This is a genomic window from Escherichia sp. KTE114, from assembly GCF_000407765.1.
Lineage (GTDB): Bacteria > Pseudomonadota > Gammaproteobacteria > Enterobacterales > Enterobacteriaceae > Escherichia > Escherichia ruysiae.
Window position 1 is genome coordinate 1,044,169 of the sequence record NZ_KE136626.1, and the last position, 25,221, is coordinate 1,069,389.

Here is a 25,221-nt window from a genome sequence, read left to right on the forward strand (position 1 = left end):
CTCGGAGGTATTTAAACAATGAATAAAATCCTGTTAGTTGATGATGACCGAGAGCTGACTTCCCTGTTAAAGGAGCTGCTCGAGATGGAAGGCTTCAACGTAATTGTTGCCCACGATGGGGAACAGGCGCTTGATCTTCTGGACGACAGCATTGATTTACTTTTGCTTGATGTAATGATGCCAAAGAAAAATGGTATCGACACATTAAAAGCACTTCGCCAGACACACCAGACGCCTGTCATTATGTTAACGGCACGCGGCAGTGAACTTGATCGCGTTCTCGGCCTTGAGCTGGGCGCAGATGACTATCTCCCGAAACCGTTTAATGATCGTGAGCTGGTGGCACGTATTCGCGCGATCCTGCGCCGTTCGCACTGGAGCGAGCAACAGCAAAACAACGACAACGGTTCACCGACGCTTGAAGTTGATGCCTTAGTGCTGAATCCAGGCCGTCAGGAAGCCAGCTTCGATGGGCAAACGCTGGAGTTAACCGGCACTGAGTTTACCCTGCTCTATTTGCTGGCACAGCATCTGGGTCAGGTGGTTTCCCGTGAACATTTAAGCCAGGAAGTGCTGGGCAAACGCCTGACGCCTTTCGACCGCGCTATCGATATGCACATTTCCAACCTGCGTCGTAAGCTGCCGGATCGTAAAGATGGTCACCCGTGGTTTAAAACCTTGCGTGGTCGCGGCTATCTGATGGTTTCCGCTTCATGATAGGCAGCTTAACCGCGCGCATCTTCGCCATCTTCTGGCTGACGCTGGCGCTGGTATTGATGTTGGTTTTGATGTTACCCAAGCTCGATTCACGCCAGATGACCGAGCTTCTGGATAGCGAACAGCGTCAGGGGCTGATGATTGAGCAGCATGTCGAAGCGGAACTGGCGAACGATCCACCCAACGATTTAATGTGGTGGCGCCGTCTGTTCCGTGCCATTGATAAGTGGGCACCACCGGGGCAGCGTTTGTTACTGGTGACCACCGAAGGCCGCGTGATTGGCGCAGAACGCAGCGAAATGCAGATCATTCGCAACTTTATTGGCCAGGCCGATAACGCCGATCATCCGCAGAAGAAAAAGTATGGTCGCGTGGAACTGGTCGGCCCGTTCTCTGTGCGTGATGGCGAAGATAATTACCAACTGTATCTGATTCGTCCAGCCAGCAGTTCTCAATCCGATTTCATTAACTTACTGTTTGACCGTCCGCTATTACTGCTGATTGTCACCATGTTGGTCAGTACGCCGCTGCTGTTGTGGTTAGCCTGGAGTCTGGCAAAACCGGCGCGTAAGCTGAAAAACGCTGCCGATGAAGTCGCCCAGGGAAACTTACGCCAGCATCCGGAACTGGAAGCGGGGCCACAGGAATTTCTTGCCGCAGGTGCCAGTTTTAACCAGATGGTCACCGCGCTGGAGCGCATGATGACCTCTCAGCAGCGCCTGCTTTCTGATATCTCTCACGAGCTGCGCACGCCGCTGACGCGTCTGCAACTGGGTACGGCGTTACTGCGCCGTCGTAGTGGTGAAAGTAAGGAACTGGAGCGAATTGAAACCGAAGCACAACGTCTGGACAGCATGATCAACGACCTGTTGGTGATGTCACGTAATCAGCAGAAAAACGCGCTGGTGAGCGAGACCATCAAAGCCAACCAGTTGTGGAGCGAAGTGCTGGATAACGCAGCGTTCGAAGCGGAGCAGATGGGCAAGTCGTTTACCGTTAACTTCCCGCCTGGGCCATGGCCGCTGTACGGCAACCCGAACGCCCTGGAAAGTGCGCTGGAAAACATTGTTCGTAATGCCCTGCGTTATTCCCATACGAAGATTGAAGTGGGCTTTGCGGTAGATAAAGACGGTATCACCATTACGGTGGACGACGATGGTCCTGGCGTTAGCCCGGAAGATCGCGAACAGATTTTCCGTCCGTTCTATCGGACCGATGAAGCACGCGATCGTGAATCTGGCGGTACAGGATTGGGGCTGGCGATTGTCGAAACTGCCATTCAGCAGCACCGTGGTTGGGTTAAAGCTGAAGACAGCCCGCTGGGCGGTTTACGGCTGGTGATTTGGCTGCCGCTGTATAAGCGGAGTTAAACTCCGCGCAGGCCGGATAAGGCGTTTACGCCGCATCCGGCATTTGAGCAGGATGCCTGATGCGACGCTGATCGCGTCTTATCAGGCCTACTCTTCGGGGGTTATTTCCCCCACAAACGCCGCGAATTATCTTCAATCTTGCCGCTAAGTCGGCGCTTCTGCATCGTCCGCGTCCAGCTTTTCGACAGCCCGGCAGCGGAGAGTAAACGGTGATACTGCTCGTCATCAAACGGCATATGCCATGCGATAGCTATTGCCTCCTGCACGGTGACATCGCTGACGCGAGAAACCAGCTCCAGCGGCGCATCCGCAGATACCAACCCCGGCGCAATCACGCTATACAGCCAGCCAACTTTACCGGCGTTTTGCATCAACTGTGCCATATCGCTGATGTCAAAATGATAATTGAGTTTGTAGCACGGAGAGCGCGGCTGGGTGACCTGAATTAATGCCTCACCCCAGCGGAAAATATCGCCAATATAAACATTGCTTTCCGTCAGGCCGTCGGTTGAGAGGTTTTCACCAAACGCAGGCGCAACAAACAAATCTGCCTGTTCAGGAAATTCCCGCGCCCAGTAGAGATAATGCTCACGAGGATAGTGACACAGCGCCCTGTCCGGCCCACCGTGAACTATTTTCTCTGCCTGCTCGTCACCTTCCAGCCCCAGCTCTGTCAACATCAACTCGCCATCGACCTGGATTTTCGCAATCGCGCTGGGTTTGCTTTCGGGATAAGCCTGTATTTTGCCTGTGTATACATCAACCGGATATCGCATCTGTTCCCTCTCCACCGAGAAATTTCCCCATTAGACCATATTTATTTTACGTCAGGCGCGCAAAATGAGAGCACGGTTCACATGACGACGTCTTAGAAATGTTATCAATGAGATGAATTTGAAACGCCATTTCATTATCAGGAGTGTACAACGTGACCGAGCAAACACAGTTTTCTGGCGTCTGGTGCCCTTCCATTACGCCAATGGATAAAGACGGTAATGTGGATCTTAACGGACTGAAGAAGCATCTGCAGCGGCTAACAGAAGCCAATATTGATGTGATATTGCTGATGGGTAGCATTGGTGAATTTGCCTCTTTCACCCTCGAAGAGAGGCTCATGCTTATCCGCGAAGCGCGTTCCATGAGCACATTAAAAATGGTCGCTAACGTTTCTTCCACCTGCACACACGATGTACTGGTGATGGCGCAAGAAGCGTATCGCACAGGCTATGATGCAGTGATGATCCTCCCGCCTTACTACTACGGTCAGACGGCAAAGCAATTATTAAGCTATTTCCGCCATCTGGGGCGCGAATTACAGGGCAAATGGTTCGCATATAACTTCCCGGCAAGAACCGGTTGTGATTTAACCCCTGACCTGGTCGCCACGCTGGCGAGTGAATTTCCTGACTTTGCCGGAATTAAAGATACCGTCGATTGCCAGTCACACACCCGCAGCATGATTCAGGCAACCCAGGCAGTTCGTTCTGATTTTGCAGTGCTTTCGGGCTATGACGAGTATTACATTCCTAATCTGCTGGCCGGCGGCGCGGGAATAATATCCGGCCTGAACAACGTTATGCCGGAGCTGTTTGTCGAAGCCCGTGAAGCCTTCAAACGCGGCGACCTGGCGGCTTTACAAGAGATTCAGCAACAGATTGGCACTTATATGTCCATCTACGCCATCGGTGAGGATTTTGTCACTACCATCAAGACGGTGGTATCGCGTAAGTTTGGCTATTGCACTGGCGTATCACGCAATGCGGGTGGTGAGTTAAACGAAAGTGAATGTCGAACGATTGATGAAGTCTTTGTCAGATAACGCAAAAGGCCGGATGACTACAAATCATCCGGCCTCTTGATTTATATGGATGGAGATTACTTCACCGTACCCAATATTTCGATTTTCGCCGCTCTGGCTTTAACTTTGCGCGACCAGACAGAAGTCAAAATTGGCACCAGAATCGAGGTCACAATCACTGACGTCGCCACCAGCGAAGTTGCCGCTGGCGCCATTGGTTTAAAGGCGGGGATCATTTCAGCAATCAGTACCGGCGTCGCCACCGCAGCACCGGCAGAACTGGAAGCCGCGATTCCGGCTGTACCATCGCCACTACCAATCAATTTATCGGCAATAATCAACGGAATACCGGTCACGACGATCACCGCCACACCCAGCAAAATCCCCAGCAAACCGGTCTGAGCAATCACGGTTAAATCAATGGTATTGCCCAGCGCAAAGGCAAAGAACGGGATCAACGTCTGTACGGCTTTGCTGAAAAATTCTCTCAGCTCAGGGTCAAGGTTCCCTAACGCAAAGCCGACGAGGAACGGTAATACCGCACCGACGAAAACATGCGGTTCAAACGATGCAATCCCGGCAGTCCCCAGAATAATCATCGTCATAAGCGGCCCGGATTCCAGCGACATTAATACAAACGCTCCGGCCTCTTCTTTAGTGCCATACTGCTGCATGATCGAAGCGTAAAGTCCGCCGTTGGTCATATCCATCGCCGCCACCAGCGCAAGCGTTGAAAGTCCGGCAAAGAATCCAACTTCAACACCATGTTCAGGAATAATGCGTGAAGCAATTGCCGCAACCACCCACGCCACAGCAATTTTGGTTACCACCAGCGTACCGGATTTACGCAATACCGTTCCCGTCGCACTTAATTTTATCGATGCCCCCATGCAGAAAAACCACACCGCCAGAATCGGCACCGTGCCGGTAATCATTCCATTTGTGAATGAACCAAAGTATTTTCCCGCCCCTGGCGAGAAAGTGTGACACAGTGCGCCAAGGAACAGCGGGACGAGCATCATCCCTCCTGGGATTTTCTCTATCGTGTGTTTTATCTGCATTTTCATCACCTATCGGCATATTTTTATAGGCTGATGCATAAGTCCTTCACGATGCATCAGTGTTGATGGAAATGAAGATAGACATTCAACAGAGCAATAAAAGTGATCAAAACCACATCAATTGAAACGTTGTTTTATTTTTATAGGATCATTGTTTTTATTTTGAAATTGATCACAAAAAAACCACCGCTATGGGCGATGGTTTGTTTTTTATGCTGAAAAACGGCGTAAACGCCTCATTGCAGCAGGCAATATGCGATTATTTTTTCGCCGCAAAACGTGCCGCAGCTTCGTCCCAGTTCACCACGTTCCAGAACTCTTTGATGTAGTCCGGACGGCGGTTCTGGAATTTCAGGTAGTAAGCGTGTTCCCACACATCCAGACCCAGAACAGGGAAGCCGGAAGCGCCAGAAATGGCTTCGCCCATCAGCGGGGAGTCCTGATTAGCAGTAGAAACCACCGCCAGTTTATCGCCTTTCAGCACCAGCCATGCCCAGCCGGAACCAAAGCGGGAAGCTGCCGCTTTCTCAAATTCTGCTTTGAAATTATCAACGGAACCGAAATCACGTTCGATAGCCGCTTTCAGGTCGCCCTGCAAAGTCGTGCCTTTTTTCAGGCCTTTCCAGAACAGGCTGTGGTTGGCGTGACCACCAGCGTTGTTGCGCAGCACGGTTTTCTTGTCTGCTGGCAGCTGGTCCAGTTTAGTGATCAGCTCTTCAACCGGCAGGTTGGCGAATTCTGGCAGGCTTTCCAGCGCCGCATTGGCGTTGTTGACGTAGGCCTGATGGTGTTTGGTGTGGTGGATTTCCATGGTCTGCTTATCGAAGTGCGGTTCCAGGGCATCGTAAGCATACGGCAGGGATGGCAGGGTATAGCTCATATTCATCTCCAGTATTGTCGGGCGGCCGATTGTTAATGCCGCGTAAGCAGTTGGTTCATTATAGTTAATTAAATGATATTGAAAATGATTATCAATGCCGTACTTTTCATAGGGGAATGGTTTTGCAGGGAAATGTCCGAGATGTGAACCAAATCACCCACTTAATGCCGTGATTGCCAGTAAATCGGCAACGGCGGCAACAGGCGAAAGGTTAATCGACAGCACGATTTTTACACTCATCTCGTCGGAGATGTGACGCGACGAAAAATGATGAGGATAAGAAGATGAGTAACGCGATTACGATGGGGATATTTTGGCATTTGATCGGCGCGGCCAGTGCAGCCTGTTTTTACGCTCCGTTCAAAAAAGTAAAAAAATGGTCATGGGAAACCATGTGGTCAGTCGGTGGGATTGTTTCGTGGATTATTCTGCCGTGGGCCATCAGCGCCATGCTACTACCTGATTTCTGGGCATATTACAGCTCGTTCAGCCTCTCTACCCTGCTGCCTGTTTTTCTGTTCGGCGCTATGTGGGGGATTGGTAATATCAACTACGGCCTGACCATGCGTTATCTCGGCATGTCGATGGGGATAGGTATCGCCATTGGCATTACGTTGATCGTCGGTACGCTGATGACGCCAATTATCAACGGCAATTTCGATGTGCTGATTAACACCGACGGTGGGCGCATGACGTTGCTCGGCGTACTGGTGGCGCTGATTGGCGTGGGGATTGTGACTCGCGCCGGGCAGTTGAAAGAGCGCAAAATGGGCATTAAAGCCGAAGAGTTCAACCTGAAAAAAGGGCTGGTGCTGGCGGTAATGTGCGGCATTTTCTCTGCCGGGATGTCTTTTGCGATGAACGCCGCAAAACCGATGCATGAAGCAGCTGCCGCGCTGGGCGTTGATCCACTGTATGTCGCTCTGCCAAGCTATGTTGTCATCATGGGTGGCGGCGCGATCATCAACCTCGGTTTCTGTTTTATTCGTCTGGCAAAAGTGAAAGATTTGTCGCTAAAAGCCGACTTCTCGCTGGCAAAACCGCTGATCATTCACAACGTGTTACTCTCGGCACTGGGCGGTTTGATGTGGTATCTGCAATTCTTTTTCTATGCCTGGGGCCACGCCCGCATTCCGGCGCAGTATGACTACATCAGTTGGATGCTGCATATGAGCTTCTATGTATTGTGCGGCGGTATCGTCGGGCTGGTGCTGAAAGAGTGGAACAATGCGGGACGCCGTCCGGTTACCGTGTTGAGCCTCGGTTGTGTGGTGATTATTGTCGCTGCCAACATCGTCGGCATGGGCATGGCGAGTTAATCTTTCCGGGAATTGCGATGACGCCACTGACTGGGCGTCATCCCGGTTTCCCGGGTAAACACCACCGAAAAATAGTTACTGTCTTCAAAGCCACATTCTGTCGAAATATCACTGATTAACAGGCGGCTATGCTGGAGAAGATATTGCGCATGACACACTCTGACCTGCCGCAGATATTGATTGATGGTCATGCCGGTCTGCTGGCGAAATTGCTGACGCAAGACGCGTTCACTGCAAGACGCCTCATCACAAAATTTATCCAGCGCAAAGGGACTTTTCAGGCTAGCCGCCAGTCGGGTAATCAGCTTATCCAGCAACGTTTCACTGGATGTTGGCGGTAATGAATCACTGGTGTAGCGATGGCGCTGCAAAAGCATCACCAACTGCCCGAACAGTAACTCCGCCATTTCGTTGGCAAACGGCGCGGGCTGACTGCTTTCGTGCTCAAGCTGCCCGATAACCTGCCGCACCTGCGCCATGCCCGCACTACCTAAACGCCAGTGTGGTTGTTCTGCGCTGGCGTTAAACCCCGGAATCGTCCCCTGCCAGTCGAGATTAAGTGTCAGCCGCTCCGGGCAATAAATAACGTTCTGCAAAACCAGATCGTTAACGGAAGCGTAGGAGTGTTTATCGTCTGCGTGGATATAAAAGAGATCGCCACGGGTAATACGATGAGGACGGTCGTTGAGCACGTGCAAACCGTTACCGCGCCAGACGATCACCAGTTCACAAAAATCATGTGTATGCTCGGCAAAGACATCCTGCGGATAACGATCAGCAACCGCGACCGCCTGCTGTTCGCTGGCAAAAAAATCTTTTTTACGAAGGACAAACTGATGAACCACCGTGCCACCTCAGCCGGAAGACGCGTTTGATTATTCATAAACTGGCGTGGAAATACGTTGAGAAGATTCGCGTTATTGCAGAAAGCCATCCCGCCGCTGGCGAATATCGCGTGGTGACCAGTTAAACTCACGGCGAAACAGCGTCGAAAAGTGGTTACTGTCGCTGAATCCGCAGCGATATGCGATTTCGGTCACGCTGTCCTCGCTATGACGTAACAGATGACGCGCCTTCACCAACCGTAAACGGTTAAGGTAACGCTGGGGCGTCAAACCGGTTTGCTGTTTTAGCTGACGATGCAACGTGCGTAGTGACAGAGAAAATTGATCCGCCATCATTTCCCAATTCACCTCGTCGGCAAAATGTTCTTCCAGCCAGGCCAACAACAAGTTCAGGCGCGATTCGCGACTTTCCATGCTCTCCTGCAAACTGTTTTTACGCAGCAAGAGCAGTAATTGCATAAACAAAATCTCACCGCTGGCTTTCGAGGGTAAATCATTCGTTCTGTCCTGCTGTTCCAGTTGCGAAACCAGCTGCCGTACCTGCTGCAATATGCTGTGGCTCACGCGCCAATGGGACGGATATTGCCCGTCTTGCTCTTGCGGCAGAAGCTGATGCAGCCCGGCAAGAAACTGAAATCTATCCGGGGAGCGATACAGCACATTGGTCAAATACAGATTGTCCGTATGTTCGTATAAATGCCGATCATGATCGCGCACGAAACAGATTGTTCCACCGGAGATGGTATAAGGCTGCCCATTGAAAATATGGATACCCGTGCCATGTTCGACAATCACAATCTCATGGAAATCATGGTGATGTTCAGGAAAATCCACCTGTGGAAGCCGGGGTTCTATTGCCACAGACACGTTACCAGACGGAAAAAAATCCACGCAATGTAATACGTCCATATAAGCCTCCTGATGCCGTCAACATGGCGGAATAGTAATCAAGCGGTTTGGTTCTTACCTTAAATTTTCGACAGCAAAACACGTAAAAAATGTCGATTTTTCAAGATAAAGCGTGATTTTTCAGAAAATGCGGCAAACATCACATCACCACATTTCTGAAAATTGTGAACGCCATCACGTTCATCTTTCCCTGGTTGCCAGCGGTGTATTTTCCTGTCAGTAACGAGAAGGTAGCGAAGTCGGGCGCTTCTTAGACTGGGCGTAATGAAACCTAGAAGGATCTCATTATGACCTTTCGCTACTGCGTCGCCGTTGATCTTGGCGCATCCAGTGGGCGCGTAATGTTGGCGCGTTACCACCGTGAATGTCGCAGCCTGACGCTGCGTGAAATCCATCGTTTTACCAATGGGCTGTATTACCAGAGCGGTTATGCCACCTGGGATGTCGATAGTCTGGAAAACGCCATTCGCCTTGGGTTAAACAAGGTGTGCGAGGAAGGGATTCATATCGATAGCATCGGCATTGATACCTGGGGCGTGGACTATGTGCTGCTGGATCAACACGGTCAGCGCGTCGGTTTACCGATTTCCTATCGTGATAGCCGCACTAACGGACTGATGACATTGGCACAGCAGCAAATTGGCAAACACGATATTTATCAGCGTAGCGGCATCCAGTTCCTGCCCTTCAATACAATCTATCAGCTACGTGCGCTGACGGAGCAACAACCTGAACTTATCCCGCACATTGCTCACGCTCTGCTGATGCCGGATTACTTTAGTTATCGTCTGACCGGCAAGCTGAACTGGGAATACACCAACGCCACCACCACGCAACTGGTCAATATCAATAGCGACGACTGGGACGAGTCCCTGCTGGCGTGGAGCGGTGCCAACAAAGCCTGGTTTGGTCGCCCGACGCATCCGGGTAATGTCATAGGTCACTGGATTTGCCCGCAGGGTAATGAAATTCCGGTGGTCGCCGTTGCCAGCCATGATACCGCCAGCGCGGTTATCGCCTCGCCGTTAAACGGTTCCCGCGCCGCTTATCTCTCCTCCGGCACCTGGTCATTGATGGGCTTCGAAAGCCAGACGCCATACACCAATGACGCGGCGCTGGCAGCCAACATCACCAATGAAGGCGGTGCGGAAGGTCGCTATCGGGTGCTGAAAAATATCATGGGTTTATGGCTGCTCCAGCGGGTACTTCAGGAGCGACAAATCAACGATCTCCCGACGCTTATCGCCGCGACACAGGCACTCCCGGCCTGTCGCTTCATCATCAACCCCAATGACGATCGCTTTATTAATCCTGACGAGATGTGCAGCGAAATTCAGGCAGCGTGTCGGGAAACGGCGCAACCAATCCCAGAAAATGATGCTGAACTGGCACGCTGTATTTTCGACAGTCTGGCGCTGCTGTATGCCGACGTACTGCACGAACTGGCGCAGCTACGCGGTGAAGATTTCTCGCAACTGCATATTGTCGGCGGCGGCAGCCAGAACGCGCTGCTCAACCAGTTGTGTGCCGATGCCTGCGGTATTCGGGTGATCGCCGGGCCAGTTGAAGCCTCAACACTCGGCAATATCGGCATCCAGTTAATGACGCTGGATGAACTCAACAATGTGGATGATTTCCGTCAGGTCGTAGGCGCCACCGCGAATCTGACCACCTTTACCCCTAATCCTGACAGTGAAATTGCCCACTATGTGGCGCGGATTCACTCTACACGACAGACAAAGGAGCTTTGCGCATGACCACACAACTGGAACAGGCCTGGGAACTGGCGAAACAGCGTTTCGCGGCGGTAGGGATTGATGTCGAGGAGGCGCTGCGCCAACTTGATCGCTTACCCGTTTCAATGCACTGCTGGCAGGGCGATGATGTTTCTGGTTTTGAAAACCCGGAAGGTTCGTTGACTGGTGGGATTCAGGCCACAGGTAATTATCCGGGCAAAGCGCGCAATGCCGAAGAGCTACGTGCCGATCTGGAACAGGCTATGCGGCTGATTCCGGGGCCGAAACGGCTTAATTTACATGCGATTTATCTGGAATCAGACACGCCCGTCTCGCGCGACCAAATCAAACCAGAGCACTTCAAAAACTGGGTTGAATGGGCGAAAGCCAATCAGCTCGGTCTGGATTTTAACCCCTCCTGTTTTTCGCATCCGCTAAGTGCCGATGGCTTTACGCTCTCCCATGCCGACGACCGCATTCGCCAGTTCTGGATTGACCACTGCAAGGCCAGCCGTCGCGTTTCGGCCTATTTTGGCGAGCAACTTGGCACGCCATCGGTGATGAACATCTGGATCCCGGATGGTATGAAAGATATCACCGTTGACCGTCTCGCCCCGCGCCAGCGTTTGCTGGCAGCACTGGATGAAGTGATCAGCGAAAAGCTGAACCCTGCGCACCATATCGACGCCGTAGAGAGCAAATTGTTTGGCATTGGCGCGGAGAGTTACACGGTTGGCTCCAATGAGTTTTACATGGGGTATGCCACCAGCCGCCAGACCGCTTTGTGTCTGGACGCCGGACATTTCCACCCGACTGAAGTGATTTCCGACAAGATTTCCGCCGCCATGCTGTATGTGCCGCAGTTGCTGCTGCACGTCAGCCGCCCGGTTCGCTGGGACAGCGATCACGTGGTGCTGCTGGATGATGAAACCCAGGCAATCGCCAGTGAGATTGTCCGTCATGACCTGTTTGACCGGGTACACATTGGTCTGGATTTCTTCGATGCCTCCATCAATCGTATTGCCGCGTGGGTCATTGGCACGCGCAATATGAAAAAAGCCCTGCTGCGTGCGTTGTTAGAACCGACAGTCGAACTGCGCAAGCAGGAAGCGGCAGGCGATTACACCGCGCGACTGGCGCTACTGGAAGAGCAGAAATCGTTGCCGTGGCAGGCGGTGTGGGAAATGTATTGCCAGCGTCACGATACGCCAGCGGGTAGCGAATGGCTGGAAAGCGTGCGGGCTTATGAGAATACGATTTTGCGTCAGCGTGGGTAAACACCGCCGGATGCGGCGCGAGCGCCTTATCCGGCCTACAGGTCGAATGACCGTGCTGGCTGTCACCCTCACCCCGGCCCTCTCCCTGAAAGGGAGAGGGGGAAAAACATAGCCCCCTCCGGCAACGGAGATAAACACAGCGCCGGACAGTCCCCTCGCCCCTTTGGGGAGAGGGTTAGGGTGAGGGGAACAAGCCGCACCATGTATCAACAAGGCACCGAATTTACAGGAACACAGAACATGCAAAACATTACCCAGTCCTGGTTTGTCCAGGGAATGATCAAAGCCACCACCGACGCCTGGCTGAAAGGCTGGGACGAGCGCAACGGCGGCAACCTGACGCTGCGCCTGGATGACGCTGACATCGCGCCGTATAACGACAATTTCCACCAACAACCGCGCTATATTCCGCTCAGCCAGCCAATGCCTTTACTGGCAAACACACCGTTTATCGTCACCGGCTCCGGCAAATTCTTCCGCAACGTCCAGCTCGATCCCGCTGCAAATTTAGGCGTCGTGAAGGTCGACAGCGACGGTGCGGGCTACCATATTCTCTGGGGGCTAACCCACGAAGCCGTCCCAACCTCTGAACTTCCGGCGCACTTTCTCTCCCATTGCGAACGTATTAAAGCCACCAACGGTAAAGATCGGGTGATCATGCACTGCCATGCCACCAACCTGATCGCCCTCACCTATGTACTGGAAAACGACACGGCGGTCTTCACTCGCCAACTGTGGGAAGGCAGCACCGAGTGCCTGGTGGTATTCCCGGATGGCGTTGGCATTTTGCCGTGGATGGTGCCCGGCACGGACGAAATCGGCCTGGCCACCGCGCAGGAAATGCAAAAACATTCACTGGTTCTCTGGCCTTTCCACGGCGTCTTCGGCAGTGGTCCGACGCTGGACGAAGCGTTTGGCCTGATCGATACCGCAGAAAAATCGGCGGAAGTGTTGGTGAAAGTGTATTCGATGGGCGGCATGAAACAGACCATCAGCCGTGAAGAGTTGATAGCCCTGGGCAAACGTTTCGGCGTCACCCCACTGGCAAACGCACTGGCGCTTTAACACCCCGTTTCGCATCTGGCGGCGCGGGTTATGCCGCCGGACAGAAGGATTTGATCTTAAGGAGAATAATCATGAGTTTTATGTTGGCATTACCGAAAATCAGCCTGCATGGCGCTGGGGCAATTGGCGATATGGTAAACCTGGTTGCGAATAAGCAGTGGGGAAAAGCACTGATCGTTACCGATGGGCAACTGGTTAAGTTGGGATTGCTGGACAGTCTGTTCACCGCGCTGGATCAACACGAAATGTCTTACCACCTATTCGATGAAGTCTTTCCAAATCCCACCGAAGAACTGGTGCAAAAAGGCTACGCTGCATTTCAGGACGCCGCATGTAACTACATTATTGCTTTCGGTGGCGGTAGCCCGATTGATACCGCAAAAGCCGTGAAAATCCTTACCGCTAATCCAGGCCCTTCTACTGCTTACTCTGGCATTGGCAAAGTAAGAAACCCAGGCGTGCCGCTGGTGGCGATCAATACTACTGCCGGAACTGCCGCTGAGATGACCAGCAATGCGGTGATCATCGACACTGCGCGGCAGGTGAAAGAAGTCATCATCGATTCGAATATTATTCCTGATATCGCCGTGGATGATGCCAGTGTAATGCTGGAGATCCCTGCCTCCGTTACCGCTGCCACCGGTATGGACGCACTAACCCATGCCATAGAAGCCTTTGTTTCCGTTGGCGCCCATCCGCTAACTGATGCCAACGCGCTGGAGGCTATCCGCTTGATTTCTCTGTGGCTGCCGAAAGCGGTAGAAGATGGTCATAATCTGGAAGCTCGCGAACAGATGGCTTTCGGGCAATATCTGGCGGGTATGGCTTTTAACAGCGCGGGACTGGGGCTGGTTCACGCACTGGCGCATCAGCCCGGTGCTACCCACAACCTGCCACACGGGGTGTGTAATGCCATCTTGTTGCCAGTAATCGAAAACTTTAACCGCCCGAATGCCATCGCACGCTTTGCCCGTATCGCCCAGGCGATGGGGGTCGATACGCGCGGGATGAGTGATGAAGCGGCAAGTCTGGAAGCAATTAATGCCATTCGAGCCTTGAGCCATCGCGTAGGCATACCTGCGGGATTTAGTCAGCTTGGCATCAGCAAAGAGGATATCGAAGGCTGGTTAGATAAAGCCCTGGCCGACCCATGCGCACCATGTAACCCACGTACCGCCAGCCGCGACGAAGTGCGTGAGCTTTATCTGGAGGCGTTATGATCCGCAAAGCCTTTGTTATGCAAGTCAACCCGGACGCCCACGACGAGTATCAGCGTCGGCATAACCCGATCTGGCCGGAACTGGAAGCGGTGTTGAAGTCACACGGCGCGCATAACTACGCCATCTATCTCGATAAAGCGCGAAATTTGCTGTTTGCCACAGTAGAAATTGAATCTGAAGAACGCTGGAATGCGGTTGCCAGCACTGACGTTTGCCAACGTTGGTGGAAATATATGACCGACGTTATGCCCGCTAATCCGGATAACAGCCCGGTCAGCAGCGAGCTACAAGAAGTGTTTTACCTGCCTTAATGAGTTGCGGTGCCGGATATTTTTCCGGCGCCGCACTTTCATCAGAAGAAGTATTTAAAACGAACGCGTGCGCCGTAACGATCATCATTATCGTCGCCGTGTTTTTTATCGCCGTCGCTATCCAGAATGGAGTAATAAGTACCAAGGTAAATATTAAAGTTCTCCATATCCATCACGTTAGCGAACTGATAAGACGCATGAATGGTGTGAATGGTGTACGTCCCTTCATCATCAATCCAGCAGTCGTTATCACAAACTACCCCACTGAATTCATCAATCTTATTGTGCGCGTAGATATAACCCAGCTCGAAACGTTTCCACAGCGCGTTAATCCCGGCAGTGAAATCTTTCTCATTATTGGCATCTAAATAGGCGGTATTAAGATTAACCACGATACCATTTTCCGGATCGGTTTTCAGGCCGTTCCAGGTCATGCTCATACCATAACCGGTACGATCGGACTGATCGACAAAATTACCCTTGCTATCGGTATAACCGTAAGCATTATTTACCACGTTCGCTTCCATCGCTGCGGAAACGGTTAATTCTTCCGTCGGCGACCAGGCTATCACCGGGCGCAGGTAAGCAACATTTTTCTGCTGCTTCATATCGCGACCATGATAATTACCGTCGTTATATAAAGATGTTCCGTCTTCCAGTAACGTGTTTAATTCAAAATACCAGTTATCGAGTTGTTTGCTGACAAGGAAATTACCACCAGCGTTAGAACGCCCGCGCCCCTCTTTCATCATATAGATATAACCGCTGCCATCATCATAAAGATCGTTCGCAGTATTACCTGAATGCTCAACAAAGGTATCCTGATTTAGCGGGAACATATCGTAGGCTTCAAAACGCCCTACTTTGACTTTCCAGTCATTTTCTTTGCCAAAGAAGAAAACCGCGTCATCGATATTCACAGAACCGTGCATATCCCCCAGCGGTTGTGCGGAGAACCCGGCGAAATAACCGTTGTCCAGCTTTCTTACACCATCAAAGCCTAACAGAATACGGCCATTGAGATTCCACTGTTCATTGGTAGGATCGCTATTCACATCAGCGTTGGTCATTGCCAGCAGGCCATGATTACTTTCCGCATCCATATTAAATTCTACGTCGCCGTAGATTTTTAAATCGCCATAACCTGAAAGCAAAAGATTAGGTGAGGTGGCATTTTTCTTTGCAGATTCCGCCGTTGCCTGTCCATTTACCGGCGTATTGCCCTGGGCAGCCTTAATTTCGCGGATCTCAGCGGCTTGTTGTGTCTGCAGCTGTTTTACCTGCCCCTCTGCTTTTGCTGCCCGCATTTCTGCCGCTTCCAGGCGTTCTTCCAGCAATGCCATGCGTTGTTCCAGCGTTAAATGCTGTGTTTTTGCCATACCGGTACTACATGCCAATAATAAACCTATGGCTAAAGATAACGTCGATTTTTTCATTATTTACGTTCCCTGAAATAAAGGATGCCCTACGCTTTCAAGAATGAGTGCGTATATAGAAAAATATAAAAGTTGTTTTAATAGGATGTGCACTTTCGATTTTAATGCAACATCAGCAAGCCAGCGAATAGTATCCCGCCACATAATACGAGTAAATCAGCTGATTTCCTGGAACGTGAGGAATATAACAATAGTGCCGTTTTTAACCAAATATCATAAAAAATATTAGATATGACTCCTGCCAATTCATAAACCATAAAAATAAATAGCTTTGCACAGAAACATTCGAGATATTTAAATATTCATCAAATCATTAAAAAGTATTTTTTTATTCGCGATGTTTATTTTAGCCACCAATATGTGTCCTGCTCCGCAAAAGGTGCCTTTCTCTCTTCCTTACATTGTCACAGCTTCACGGCATATCGCCGCTTATCACTCTCATTACAATCAACGAAAATAAGTTTAAAGGGGGGGCTAATAGGGATATTCGTAAGAAGAATAACGGTGTGCAGTAATTTGTAGAAAAGATGCTCTTAATTTAGTTCAGTGAATGCTAATGCTCAGCCCCAGGAGACGTAAACATTTGAACCGATAAGACACGCAAGCGTCGCATCAGGCAATGAATGCCCGATGCGACCAGCTTCTTATATCAGAACAGCCCCAACGGTTTATCCGAGTAGCTCACCAGCAGGCACTTGGTTTGCTGGTAATGCTCCAGCATCATCTTATGGGTTTCGCGTCCGATGCCCGACTGTTTGTAGCCGCCAAACGCCGCATGTGCCGGGTAAGCGTGATAACAGTTGGTCCATACGCGCCCTGCCTGAATGCCACGCCCCATCTTATAGGCCAGATTACCGTTGCGGCTCCAGACACCCGCGCCCAGGCCATATTGCGTGTCGTTCGCCAGCTCCAGCGCCTCGTCCATCGTTTTGAAGGTGGTCACCGCCAGCACCGGACCAAATATCTCTTCCTGGAACACACGCATATTGTTCTGACCAAACAGAATCGTCGGTTCGAGGTAATAACCGTCTTTCAGTTCCCCTTCCAGCAGCTTACGCCGCCCGCCGGTGAGTACATCTGCCCCCTCTTTTTTACCGATATCAATGTAATTGAGGATGGTTTCCAGTTGCCCATGAGAAACCTGTGCGCCCATTTGCGTCACGCTGTCGAGCGGGTTACCGCTACGAATGCTTTCAACTCGGCGGATAGCACGTTCCATAAAGCGTTCGTAGATAGACTCCTGCACTAAAGCACGGCTCGGACAGGTACAGACTTCGCCCTGGTTGAAGGCGAACAATGCAAAGCCCTCCAGCGCCTTATCGAAGAAAGCATCTTCTTCATCCATCACATCAGCAAAGAAGATATTTGGCGACTTACCGCCCAGCTCCAGCGTCACCGGAATAATATTTTGCGTGGCGTACTGCATAATCTGCTGACCGACTTCCGTTGAGCCGGTAAACGCAACTTTGGCGATGCGTTTTGAGGTCGCCAGATATTCGCCAATTTCCCCACCCGCGCCGTTGACCACGTTCACCACGCCTGGCGGCAGTAAATCACCGACGATCTCCATCAAAAGCAACACTGAAAGCGGGGTAAGTCGTGCGGGTTTTAGCACCACACAGTTGCCCGCCGCCAGCGCGGGAGCCATTTTCCAGCTCGCCATCAGCAGCGGGAAGTTCCACGGGATAATTTGCCCCACCACGCCTAACGGTTCGTGGAAGTGATAAGCCACGGTTTCGCTATCGACTTCACTAATACCACCTTCCTGCGCCCGAATACACGAAGCGAAATAGCGGAAATGGTCAATCGCCAGCGGCACATCGGCAGCACTGGTTTCGCGGATGGGCTTGCCGTTATCCCAGGTTTCTGCCGTCGCTAACAGTTCTAGGTTTTGTTCCATTCGATCCGCAATCTTAAACAGAATCGCCGCGCGATCCTGCACCGAGGTATGCGCCCATTTGTCTTTCACTTTATGCGCGGCATCCAGCGCCAGATCGATGTCGCGTTTGCCCGAAGACGCCACTTCGCACAGTAGCTGCCCGGTCACCGGCGTCAGGTTCTGGTAATACTCGCCGTCGGCGGGTGCTACCCATTCGCCGCCGATAAAGTTGTCATAGCGAGCTTTTAACTTGAGGGGGAAACCATACTCGCCGGGCTTAATCTGTGCTGAAGGGGGATTGTTGGTCATGATCGTCTCCTTGCGGTGTGAGGTATAACAAGGGTAGACGTGACTGGCGAAATCTTCGCCAGCCGGTGACAGCTTTACGACGGCAATCACGAATTTACGGGCAAGGATTACAGAGATAATTGAAAAATCGGCTGACAATTTGCCAGCCGTTGTGGGAATGATGATTACATCGCAGCGCGATAAATCGCCACAATTTCTTCGTGAGTTGCCTGAATCGGGTTAGTAAATCCGCAGGCATCTTTCAGAGCATTGGTCGCCAGTACCGCGAAATCTTCTTCTTTCACGTTCAGATCGCGCAGACCTGCCGGAATATCGACTTTCTTCGCCAGTTCACGGATAGCGTTAATGCAGGCTTCTGCACCTTCCGCGTCGTTTTTACCTGTCACGTTCACGCCCATTGCAGCAGCGCAGTCACGCAGACGTGCGGCAGCTACTTTGCTGTTGAATACCTGAACGTGCGGCAGCAGAACGGCGTTACATACACCGTGCGGCAGATTGTAGAAACCGCCTAACTGGTGCGCCATCGCATGAACATAACCCAAAGACGCATTGTTGAACGCCATACCGGCGAGGAACTGGGCATAAGCCATCGCTTCACGCGCTTTCGCATTGCTGCCATCTTCTACGGCTAACGGCAGGTTTTCGGCAATCATGGTCACGGCTTTCAGTGCGCAAGCGTCGGTGATCGGCGTGGCGGCAATAGACACATACGCTTCGATAGCGTGTGTTAAGGCATCCATACCCGTTGCGGCGGTCAGTGACTTCGGCATACCGATCATCAGAGAGGAGTCATTGACAGAAAGCAGCGGAGTCACGTGTTTATCCACAATCGCCATTTTGATATGGCGCGCTTCGTCAGTGATAATGCAGAAACGGGTCATTTCAGACGCAGTACCCGCCGTGGTATTGATAGCGATCATCGGCAACTGTGGTTTTGCAGAGCGGTCAACGCCTTCGTAATCGCGAATATCACCACCGTTGGCTGCTACCAGCGCAATGCCTTTCGCACAGTCGTGCGGAGAACCACCACCTAAGGAAATTACGCTATCACAATTATTTTCTTTCAGCAGTTTGAGGCCTGCGGCGACGTTTTCCGTGGTTGGGTTAGGTTGGGTGCCATCATAAATAACGCTAAAAATATTGCGTTCTTCCAGTGCTTTTTGCACATCGCCCGCCATACCTAATTTCGTTAACATATTGTCAGTGACAATTAAGGTACGGGTAAATCCATAATCTGCCATCATATTCATTGCATCAGTCAATGAATCAGCGCCGATGACATTCACTGAAGGAATAAAAAAGGTTGAAGCTGCCATAAAACACTCCTGGAAGAGTAAAAAGGGCAGGCAGATTACAAAGTATTTTCATTCGGAAATATGATCGACATTACCGTTTATTAAAATATTTTTAATAAAAAGCACGTTACATTCATCAAATAACGTGCTTCCTTAATATTAATAAGAATTTTGTATTAATTCATATTTATTATGAATTAATCATTTCCTTATCTTTCGGGAAATAATAATGCATCGCGCAATAAATGATCATTTCCACGACGCCGCGTAAAGCCAATGCGGTCAAAATATTCCAGAATTTGAATTGCCAGCTTTCGGCCTACACCTAAGCGATCGCGGAAATCCGCCGCGCAGGTTGAACCACATTCCTGATCGAGATCGCGGATCATATTGGCAAATTCGACAATCCGATCATTACGGTAATAACGATCTTTGACGATCGCCGTAATTATCCCCTGCTGCGCCGCCTGGCGTAGCGTCAGGCGCATTGCCTGCTCGTCGGTTCCCGTCTCTTTTGCCAGGTCACGCACCCACCACGGCTCGTCGCCAAATAGCGGCTCTGCTTTTTGCCAGATGGCCTGCTGCTCTTCGCTGAAGCCCGCTTTGTGATCCGGCAGATGCAGCCAGCCGTGGTGGCTGTGGATATCGCCGCTTTCGCGCATCTTTTCAATCAGCAACAGAACCAGAGCTTCATCTTCCATCGGCAACGCCATGCGCCGCAGGCGCTCGCGCCCCGGTCCAGGTTCATCGCGATGTTGCTCATGATAAGCCGCTAATGTGTCGAGGATTTTCCGCTGCCAGCGGGCGGCAACCGGCGCATTCAACAAGCTATAACCAGCCTGAATATAGCCTGGCTGTTGCAGCAGTTCGCGCATCCCTTCGCCGTTGAGCTGTCTCGCCCAGGCGAAATCGGCAAGATTCACCGCTCCGCGTTCCAGATGAACCGTCAGTGCGTCGGCATCGCTTTGTGTGCGTGCAAGAGACGCCAGCCATTGCAGATATTCCGGCTTACGCTTACCGCGACGTGGCGGGTTGAGCATCACCACGCGCGCCCCCGCCAGCGTGTTGCGAGCCGAGATATCGCGCAGCACTATGCGATCGTTATCCGCCAGCCACAGCGGCGTGTCGAACACCAGCTCGGCAAGGTTATCTTCGAGCAGCGAAACGCGCCCCGTAACGTGGCTGGCAGCGTGGTGAATATGTAGCGGCTGCCACTGGGTCAACGGTACGTGAGTTTGTAGCTCGACAATCACCCGCGTGAACGGCTCCGGCGGCGCATCGGCAAGCAGCCAGTCGCCACGGTTAATCTGTTCTTTTTCCACATCACCGGCGATATTAAGCGCAATACGTTGCCCGGCATGGGCGGTTTCTGTTGGCTGATTTTGCGCATGGAGCGCACGCACGCGCATCGGCTTATTTACACCTGTCAGCCATAGTGAATCACCAACCTTCACTTCGCCGCTTAACGCCGTACCGGTCACTACCAGCCCGGCACCTTTTACGGTAAAAGCGCGGTCGATAGCGAGGCGGAAAGTATGTTGGCTGGCGTGTTCACGTTCAGGCAACTGAAGCAGATGTTCGCGCAAGGCATCAATTCCCCGACCTTCGGTTGCTGCGGTGACAAACAGTTTTGCTTCAGCAAAACCGTATTCCCGCAGCACCTGCTTTACCTGGCGTTCAACCTCATCAACACGCGCTTCGTCCACGCGATCGGCTTTGGTCAGTGCCACTGTCAGCATCGGGTTACCGGTAAGTTGCAAAATCGCCAGATGCTCACGGGTCTGCGCCATCACACCGTCATCGCAAGCCACCACCAGCAGCGCATGATCGATACCCCCCACGCCCGCCAGCATGTTGGAAAGAAACTTTTCATGACCGGGAACGTCGATAAAACCAGGCACGCGACCATCCGGCTGCGGCCAGTAGGCATAGCCGAGATCGATGGTCATACCGCGCTTTCTTTCTTCCGGCAGACGGTCGGCATTTACGCCAGTAATCGCCTGCAATAAGGTTGTTTTGCCGTGGTCAACGTGTCCGGCAGTCGCAATAATCATTTCAACAACATCTCCATAAACCGTTGCTCATCTTCAAGGCAGCGTAGATCCAGCCACAATCGCCCGTCGTAGATACGTCCAATCACCGGAACCGGCAATTCACGCCAGCGGGCGGCTAATGCTTCAAGGTGGCTGCCGCGTCCGTCATGGGGTGTAAACGTTAATGCCGCGCTCGGCAGGCGATCAACCGGCAGCGAACCACTGCCAATCTGCGAAAGACACGGCATAACCTGTACCGCAAACTCCGCGCCGTAATGTGCGGCAAGGGGAGCCTGTAAACGTTGTGCCTGGATTTGAATAACCTCTGCGCTGCGGGTAAGCAGACGCAGGGTCGGTAATTTTTCGCTCAGTGCTTCGGGGTGCAAATAAAGGCGCAGCGTCGCTTCCAGCGCCGCGAGGGTCATTTTATCTGCGCGTAATGCACGTTTCAGCGGATGGCTTTGCAGGCGGGAAATCATCTCTTTCTTACCAACGATGATCCCTGCCTGCGGCCCGCCTAACAACTTGTCGCCAGAGAAGCTCACCAGACTGACGCCCGCCGCAATCAACTCCTGCGGCATCGGCTCTTTCGGCAAACCGTACTGGCTAAGATCGACCAGCGAACCACTGCCTAAATCAGTCACCACGGGAACATCCAGCTCTTTGCCGAGCGCCACCAGTTCCGCTTCGTCTATCGCTTTGGTAAATCCCTGAATGCTGTAGTTACTGGTATGTACTTTCATCAACAGCGCGGTATTTTCATTTACTGCCTGACGATAATCACTGGCGTGGGTACGGTTGGTCGTCCCCACTTCGTGCAGGGTGCAGCCTGCCTGACGCATTACGTCAGGAATACGAAACGCGCCGCCAATCTCCACCAGTTCGCCACGAGACACCACCACCTCTTTACCGCTGGCAGTGGCTGCCAACATCAGCAGCACCGCCGCCGCATTGTTATTGACGATACAGGCATCTTCCGCGCCGGTAATGCGGCACAGCAGTTGCGCCAGTGCGCGATCGCGATGCCCGCGTCCGGCGTCGTCCAGATCGTACTCCAGCGTCACCGGCGAACGCATAGCCTGCGCAACGGCTTCCACCGCTGCTTCCGCCTGTAAAGCTCGCCCAAGGTTGGTATGCAGCACGGTTCCCGTCAGGTTGATCACCGGACGCAGCGCGCTCTGCGCCTCTTTCGTCAGCCGGGCATCGACTTCTTGCGCCCAGTTCTCACACCACGCGGGCAGCGTCTGGCTGTCACGAATCACTTCTCGCGCTTCATCAAGCATCTGACGCAGCAATTCCACCACGCGGGTGTGACCATAAGTATCACGCAAAGAAAGGAAGGAGCTATCGCGCAATAAGCGATCAATAGCCGGAAGTTGACTATAGAGGGAACGCGTTTCGGTTGTCATAGGAAACCTGGCTGATCAAGGCCCTCTCACACGGAGAAGGGCGTTTAACATAACCACGGATTGTAACGTGAGATGGGTCAGGAGGACATATCGCGCATCAAGCCTTTGGTGGTTCGGTGCGGGCAAAACTTTCGCGGCTAAACAAGTTTTCGACCAGTTTGACTAAGTGTGGGCGGTCGACACACCAGCCCGGCGCAACGCGGCGGAAATTGAGATATCCAACGGCACAGGCAATGGCGATAGTCGCCAGATTGACCGTATCGACTTTGAGCGTGCCATCGACCAGATATCCTTCCAGCACATCCAGGCTACGGTTGATTTTCTCTCGCTGGCGTAACAATTCATCTTCAGACTGCTGCGCCGCAGGACGCGCCTGTTCGCGCACCGACACCAGCCCAGCATCCATAATACCGTCGGCCAGCGCCTCAATTTTACGCACTCGCAACGACTCCAGCGGATCGCGCGGCAACATCGCCGGAGCGACATTCATTAATTCAATATATTCGGCGATGATCGGTGAATCAAACCAGCATTCGCCCTCTTCGGTCACCAACACCGGCACTTTCCCTAACGGGTTAAATTGCGCCACGCCGTTGTCCGCGTTATAGGGCAGTTCATTAATAAATTCGAAAGTTATGCCCTTTTCTAACAACAGAATAGAAAGTTTGCGTACAAACGGGCTGGTGTAGCTACCGACGAGTTTCATGCCATGTCCTTTGTGCGAGGAAAAATATCAGTATGGCTCAGGCTCGCGCAAAACACAGGTGATACAAGTCTCAATGATCCAAATAAAGATAATGCATCCAACTGGTCATTCTTAGCAGTACTTTCCGCATCACCGAAACATGGCTGAAATGGTCGGAGTAAACCGCCACCTGGGCGTAGATGCCGTCGGGTAAGGCATCGATATCAGCGTTAGGGTCGAGTTCAATGGTTCCCAGCACACCATCCGTTCCGGGCACGACCGTTAACGATTGCAGCACCCCCTGCGCCTGATACGAACCGCCTGGCACCACTGGCAAGATGCTGGTCAGTTTGCCGTGGAATACCTGCCCCGGCAGCGCGTTAAATACGACTTCCGCATCATCACCGGGTTTCAGACGTAACAGCGAGTTTTGCCGGAACTGGGCGACGATTTGCCGTTTTTGCTCAGGGATGAAGACCATTACCGGACGTAACGGCAAAGCTGCCGCGTAAGTGCCTGGGCGGATCAGTACCTGAGTAACGTAGCCGTTGCTCGGCGCGCGAATAATAGTTTGCTCAAGGTTATATTTCGCTTCGGTCAGTTGCGCCCTTAAGCTTACAATCTGTGATTGCTCGCCGTTAACCATGCTGTCGAGCTGGCTCTGGATCTGCGCCTGCTCCGCCACCGAACCTTTCACCAGCGCATCCTGCGCGAGAAAATTTTGCCGCGCGTCGTCGATGTCACGTTCCGAGAACGGATTGACCGTCGCCCGACTACCTTTCAGGTAACGTTGATAATTTTTAAACAGACGGTCGCGCTCCGCTGAAACTTGAGTGGTGTTGGCCTGCGCTTCAGTGAGCTGCGCGCGCAGCGTTTTGATATTATGCGTCGCCGTCATCAAATCAGCCTGAAGTCTGTCTACTCGCGCCTGATAACGTACCGGGTCGAGCTTAAAAAGCACCTCGCCCTTTTGAATAAGCTGATTATTTTTGTCGGTGACTTCAGTCACGATCCCCGTCACCTGTGGCGTGATGGGGATCGCTATCACTGCCTTTTGCGCAGTAAAAGTGTAAGGATGGTTGTAGTTCATCAATAAAATCAAACCACTCACCAGAAATACGCCACCCAGCGCCGCCGTCGCCAGCGTCCACTGATTCACCGGAATGCGGAAGATTTTAAAGACCGCCCATGCCAGCGCCACGTAAGTTAAAACAATTAACAGATCCATAATCAGATCTCCGGGAACGTGGAATAGTCAGTCTTTTTTTCGGCTGCAAGTTGGTGCTCCAGCCGGGAAACACGGTCAGAAAGCGCGGCAATTTCCGGGTCAGTCGCTTTCTCTTGCGACGCAGTATGTGACTGCATTCCCCAGCCGCGCTCTGGCTGGTAAAGCGTTGCCCAGATCCACAAGAACGGCCAGATTACATGCAGGGTAAACAGACTTACCCAACCCGCCGTATGAATGGCGTCGGCGTGGGGATGGTTGCGCTTTTTGGCAATCAGATAGGGGATGTCATGTATCGCGATGATTCCATAAAAAATCACCAGAAAGACGAAGATCAGCACTCCCAACGCGAAGTAGTTTAGAAACATATCTGCCTCGGATTCACGCTTATCAGTGTTGTTTTTTGGCTGGCAGCCGTAAGGGAGTCAGGCTGATACTTTGA

Annotated in this window: 22 protein-coding genes; 9 read left to right on the forward strand and 13 right to left on the reverse strand. The window is 52.0% G+C overall.

The window, feature by feature from the left end; all coding sequences use genetic code 11:
• The first annotated feature begins 18 nt into the window (after positions 1-18).
• Both cpxR and cpxA read left to right on the forward strand, forming a co-directional pair.
• Complete coding sequence (gene cpxR, locus WC5_RS15740) at positions 19-717, forward strand: envelope stress response regulator transcription factor CpxR (RefSeq protein ID WP_001033722.1); 699 nt, start codon at positions 19-21, stop codon at positions 715-717.
• The gene (cpxA, locus tag WC5_RS15735) at positions 714-2,087 is read left to right on the forward strand and encodes an envelope stress sensor histidine kinase CpxA (RefSeq protein ID WP_000580416.1); all 1,374 of its coding nucleotides are present in this window, start codon (positions 714-716) and stop codon (positions 2,085-2,087) included. The genes cpxR and cpxA overlap by 4 nt, the downstream gene beginning before the upstream one ends.
• A gap of 101 nt (positions 2,088-2,188) precedes the next feature.
• Here the strand turns inward: cpxA and yiiM are convergent, their stop codons facing one another.
• Positions 2,189-2,863, reverse strand: coding sequence for a 6-hydroxyaminopurine reductase (gene yiiM, locus WC5_RS15730; RefSeq protein WP_001270282.1), 675 nt, complete (start codon positions 2,861-2,863; stop codon positions 2,189-2,191).
• A 152-nt stretch (positions 2,864-3,015) separates the two neighbouring features.
• Here yiiM and WC5_RS15725 point away from each other — a divergent pair, with 152 nt between their 5' ends.
• Complete coding sequence (locus WC5_RS15725; protein WP_000139748.1) at positions 3,016-3,906, forward strand: dihydrodipicolinate synthase family protein; 891 nt, start codon at positions 3,016-3,018, stop codon at positions 3,904-3,906.
• Between the two features lie 56 nt (positions 3,907-3,962).
• Here the strand turns inward: WC5_RS15725 and kdgT are convergent, their stop codons facing one another.
• Both kdgT and sodA read right to left on the reverse strand, forming a co-directional pair.
• A complete protein-coding gene (kdgT, locus tag WC5_RS15720; RefSeq protein ID WP_024192191.1) occupies positions 3,963-4,946 on the reverse strand; it encodes a 2-keto-3-deoxygluconate transporter in 984 nt (327 codons plus the stop codon).
• Between the two features lie 259 nt (positions 4,947-5,205).
• Entirely contained in the window at positions 5,206-5,826 is a 621-nt protein-coding gene (gene sodA, locus WC5_RS15715) for a superoxide dismutase [Mn] (RefSeq protein WP_010350891.1), read from the reverse strand.
• A gap of 284 nt (positions 5,827-6,110) precedes the next feature.
• On the opposite strand from sodA, the gene rhaT reads away from it, so the two are divergent.
• A complete protein-coding gene (gene rhaT / locus WC5_RS15710) occupies positions 6,111-7,145 on the forward strand; it encodes an L-rhamnose/proton symporter RhaT (protein ID WP_000063528.1) in 1,035 nt (344 codons plus the stop codon).
• On the opposite strand, the gene rhaR is transcribed toward rhaT, so the two are convergent.
• Together rhaR and rhaS are read right to left on the reverse strand one after the other, a co-directional pair.
• Positions 7,142-7,990 carry an HTH-type transcriptional activator RhaR gene (rhaR, locus tag WC5_RS15705; RefSeq protein ID WP_000233565.1) on the reverse strand — a complete coding sequence of 283 codons (849 nt, stop codon included), beginning with the start codon at positions 7,988-7,990 and terminating at the stop codon, positions 7,142-7,144. The genes rhaT and rhaR overlap by 4 nt on opposite strands.
• 72 nt (positions 7,991-8,062) lie before the next feature.
• On the reverse strand, positions 8,063-8,899 hold the full coding sequence (gene rhaS / locus WC5_RS15700; RefSeq protein ID WP_000382765.1) for an HTH-type transcriptional activator RhaS: 837 nt from the start codon (positions 8,897-8,899) through the stop codon (positions 8,063-8,065).
• A gap of 287 nt (positions 8,900-9,186) precedes the next feature.
• Between rhaS and rhaB the strand changes: the two genes are divergently transcribed.
• The 5 genes from rhaB (at position 9,187) to rhaM (ending at position 14,508) form a co-directional block, all read left to right on the forward strand.
• The gene (rhaB, locus tag WC5_RS15695; RefSeq protein ID WP_000144221.1) at positions 9,187-10,656 is read left to right on the forward strand and encodes a rhamnulokinase; all 1,470 of its coding nucleotides are present in this window, start codon (positions 9,187-9,189) and stop codon (positions 10,654-10,656) included.
• A complete protein-coding gene (gene rhaA, locus WC5_RS15690) occupies positions 10,653-11,912 on the forward strand; it encodes an L-rhamnose isomerase (RefSeq protein WP_010350883.1) in 1,260 nt (419 codons plus the stop codon). Before rhaB ends, rhaA begins: the two co-directional genes overlap by 4 nt.
• Before the next feature lie 240 nt (positions 11,913-12,152).
• A complete protein-coding gene (rhaD, locus tag WC5_RS15685) occupies positions 12,153-12,977 on the forward strand; it encodes a rhamnulose-1-phosphate aldolase (protein ID WP_001179772.1) in 825 nt (274 codons plus the stop codon).
• A gap of 71 nt (positions 12,978-13,048) precedes the next feature.
• Positions 13,049-14,197: a lactaldehyde reductase gene (gene fucO, locus WC5_RS15680; RefSeq protein WP_000009275.1), complete on the forward strand. Its 1,149-nt coding sequence runs from the start codon at positions 13,049-13,051 to the stop codon at positions 14,195-14,197.
• Entirely contained in the window at positions 14,194-14,508 is a 315-nt protein-coding gene (gene rhaM / locus WC5_RS15675) for an L-rhamnose mutarotase (RefSeq protein ID WP_000619484.1), read from the forward strand. The genes fucO and rhaM overlap by 4 nt, the downstream gene beginning before the upstream one ends.
• A 41-nt stretch (positions 14,509-14,549) precedes the next feature.
• Here the strand turns inward: rhaM and WC5_RS15670 are convergent, their stop codons facing one another.
• The 8 genes from WC5_RS15670 to WC5_RS15635 all read right to left on the reverse strand — a co-directional run bounded on the left by WC5_RS15670 (position 14,550) and on the right by WC5_RS15635 (position 25,147).
• Entirely contained in the window at positions 14,550-15,944 is a 1,395-nt protein-coding gene (locus WC5_RS15670; RefSeq protein ID WP_000749924.1) for a carbohydrate porin, read from the reverse strand.
• A gap of 649 nt (positions 15,945-16,593) precedes the next feature.
• Positions 16,594-18,132 (reverse strand): aldehyde dehydrogenase AldB, encoded by a 1,539-nt coding sequence (gene aldB, locus WC5_RS15665; protein ID WP_000183976.1) that lies wholly within the window; start codon positions 18,130-18,132, stop codon positions 16,594-16,596.
• A 164-nt stretch (positions 18,133-18,296) separates the two neighbouring features.
• Positions 18,297-19,448: an L-threonine dehydrogenase gene (yiaY, locus tag WC5_RS15660; RefSeq protein ID WP_000741518.1), complete on the reverse strand. Its 1,152-nt coding sequence runs from the start codon at positions 19,446-19,448 to the stop codon at positions 18,297-18,299.
• Positions 19,449-19,636: 188 nt separating this feature from the next.
• Entirely contained in the window at positions 19,637-21,481 is a 1,845-nt protein-coding gene (gene selB / locus WC5_RS15655) for a selenocysteine-specific translation elongation factor (protein WP_000582502.1), read from the reverse strand.
• Positions 21,478-22,869 carry an L-seryl-tRNA(Sec) selenium transferase gene (selA, locus tag WC5_RS15650; protein ID WP_000206250.1) on the reverse strand — a complete coding sequence of 464 codons (1,392 nt, stop codon included), beginning with the start codon at positions 22,867-22,869 and terminating at the stop codon, positions 21,478-21,480. The genes selB and selA overlap by 4 nt, the downstream gene beginning before the upstream one ends.
• Positions 22,870-22,966: 97 nt before the next feature.
• On the reverse strand, positions 22,967-23,575 hold the full coding sequence (locus tag WC5_RS15645) for a glutathione S-transferase (protein WP_000779795.1): 609 nt from the start codon (positions 23,573-23,575) through the stop codon (positions 22,967-22,969).
• A gap of 70 nt (positions 23,576-23,645) precedes the next feature.
• Entirely contained in the window at positions 23,646-24,782 is a 1,137-nt protein-coding gene (locus WC5_RS15640) for an HlyD family secretion protein (protein WP_000364948.1), read from the reverse strand.
• A gap of 2 nt (positions 24,783-24,784) precedes the next feature.
• Entirely contained in the window at positions 24,785-25,147 is a 363-nt protein-coding gene (locus WC5_RS15635) for a DUF3302 domain-containing protein (RefSeq protein ID WP_000479617.1), read from the reverse strand.
• Positions 25,148-25,221: the final 74 nt, after the last annotated feature.

Bases quoted from the DNA above. Each gene is read 5' to 3' on its own strand.
- yiaY (WP_000741518.1), bottom strand. From the start codon at position 19,448: ATGGCAGCTTCAACCTTTTTTATTCCTTCAGTGAATGTCATCGGCGCT.
- rhaS (WP_000382765.1), bottom strand. From the start codon at position 8,899: ATGGACGTATTACATTGCGTGGATTTTTTTCCGTCTGGTAACGTGTCT.
- WC5_RS15645 (WP_000779795.1), bottom strand. From the start codon at position 23,575: ATGAAACTCGTCGGTAGCTACACCAGCCCGTTTGTACGCAAACTTTCT.
- rhaM (WP_000619484.1), top strand. From the start codon at position 14,194: ATGATCCGCAAAGCCTTTGTTATGCAAGTCAACCCGGACGCCCACGAC.
- WC5_RS15670 (WP_000749924.1), bottom strand. From the start codon at position 15,944: ATGAAAAAATCGACGTTATCTTTAGCCATAGGTTTATTATTGGCATGT.
- selA (WP_000206250.1), bottom strand. From the start codon at position 22,869: ATGACAACCGAAACGCGTTCCCTCTATAGTCAACTTCCGGCTATTGAT.
- rhaB (WP_000144221.1), top strand. From the start codon at position 9,187: ATGACCTTTCGCTACTGCGTCGCCGTTGATCTTGGCGCATCCAGTGGG.
- cpxR (WP_001033722.1), top strand. From the start codon at position 19: ATGAATAAAATCCTGTTAGTTGATGATGACCGAGAGCTGACTTCCCTG.
- yiiM (WP_001270282.1), bottom strand. From the start codon at position 2,863: ATGCGATATCCGGTTGATGTATACACAGGCAAAATACAGGCTTATCCC.
- cpxA (WP_000580416.1), top strand. From the start codon at position 714: ATGATAGGCAGCTTAACCGCGCGCATCTTCGCCATCTTCTGGCTGACG.
- rhaA (WP_010350883.1), top strand. From the start codon at position 10,653: ATGACCACACAACTGGAACAGGCCTGGGAACTGGCGAAACAGCGTTTC.
- aldB (WP_000183976.1), bottom strand. From the start codon at position 18,132: ATGACCAACAATCCCCCTTCAGCACAGATTAAGCCCGGCGAGTATGGT.
- WC5_RS15635 (WP_000479617.1), bottom strand. From the start codon at position 25,147: ATGTTTCTAAACTACTTCGCGTTGGGAGTGCTGATCTTCGTCTTTCTG.
- rhaT (WP_000063528.1), top strand. From the start codon at position 6,111: ATGAGTAACGCGATTACGATGGGGATATTTTGGCATTTGATCGGCGCG.
- WC5_RS15640 (WP_000364948.1), bottom strand. From the start codon at position 24,782: ATGGATCTGTTAATTGTTTTAACTTACGTGGCGCTGGCATGGGCGGTC.
- selB (WP_000582502.1), bottom strand. From the start codon at position 21,481: ATGATTATTGCGACTGCCGGACACGTTGACCACGGCAAAACAACCTTA.
- kdgT (WP_024192191.1), bottom strand. From the start codon at position 4,946: ATGCAGATAAAACACACGATAGAGAAAATCCCAGGAGGGATGATGCTC.
- sodA (WP_010350891.1), bottom strand. From the start codon at position 5,826: ATGAGCTATACCCTGCCATCCCTGCCGTATGCTTACGATGCCCTGGAA.
- rhaD (WP_001179772.1), top strand. From the start codon at position 12,153: ATGCAAAACATTACCCAGTCCTGGTTTGTCCAGGGAATGATCAAAGCC.
- fucO (WP_000009275.1), top strand. From the start codon at position 13,049: ATGAGTTTTATGTTGGCATTACCGAAAATCAGCCTGCATGGCGCTGGG.